Source organism: Coprococcus intestinihominis (assembly GCF_040096555.1).
Taxonomy (GTDB): domain Bacteria; phylum Bacillota; class Clostridia; order Lachnospirales; family Lachnospiraceae; genus Coprococcus_A; species Coprococcus_A intestinihominis.
Genome location: NZ_JBBMEK010000472.1, coordinates 1 through 1,085 on the forward strand (window position 1 = coordinate 1; position 1,085 = coordinate 1,085).

Consider the following 1,085-nt stretch of genomic DNA (forward strand, 5'->3'; position numbering starts at 1 on the left):
TTAATGTAGATATTCCATTGGGAGTGATGACTTGTGTGACAGGTGTATCCGGTTCGGGCAAGAGTTCCATAGTGAATGAAATCCTTTACAAGCGTCTGGCGAGAGATCTGAATCATGCGCGAACCATTCATCCGGGCAAGCATGATGATATTATGGGGATGGAGCAGCTGGACAAGGTGATCAATATTGATCAGTCCCCGATTGGACGTACACCGCGTTCTAATCCGGCAACTTATACCGGCGTGTTTGACTTGATCCGTGATTTATTTGCATCATCTGTAGATGCCAAAGAGCGAGGTTACAAGAAAGGACGTTTCAGTTTTAACGTGAAGGGTGGAAGGTGTGAAGCCTGTGCCGGTGACGGTATTATCAAGATTGAGATGCATTTCCTGGCAGATATTTATGTACCGTGCGAGGTTTGTCATGGCAAGCGTTACAATAGAGAAACACTGGAAGTGAAATACAAAGGCAAGAATATTTATGAAGTGTTGGACATGACGGTTGAAGAAGCTGTGAAGTTCTTTGAAAATGTACCGTCTATTCGAAGAAAACTGGAAACGCTGAATGACGTGGGACTTTCCTATATCAAACTGGGCCAGCCATCCACCACATTATCCGGCGGTGAGGCACAGCGCATCAAACTGGCAACAGAGCTCAGCAAGCGCAGCACAGGACGTACTATTTACATTCTGGATGAGCCGACAACCGGTCTTCATTTTGCCGATGTTCACAAACTGACAGAAATCCTCAGAAGACTGGCTGAAGGCGGCAACACCGTCGTTGTCATTGAGCACAATCTGGATGTCATCAAAACAGCAGATTATATTATAGATGTTGGTCCTGAGGGCGGTGCAAGAGGCGGAACAATCGTTGCCTGCGGTACACCGGAAGAAATCGCTGAGAATCCGAACTCCTATACAGGTATTTACATCAGGAAATTCCTAGAAAGAGATAAGTAAAAATCTTCGATTTTCTAGGAGCAGTCGTGTAGTACTGGGAATTTCTATAAATTTAACAAAAGTTAGCAAGAATTCTCCTTCCTCTACAGGTGGGAGATGAATTGCAGAAAAAAGAAAATAGAACGC

1 protein-coding gene is annotated in these 1,085 nt (G+C 44.6%); it reads left to right on the top strand.

The window, feature by feature from the left end; genetic code table 11:
* Positions 1-959: ATP-binding cassette domain-containing protein (locus tag WMO25_RS18280; RefSeq protein ID WP_435384326.1), on the top strand; the 959-nt coding region annotated here is incomplete at its 5' end.
* Between the last annotated feature and the right edge of the window lie 126 nt (positions 960-1,085).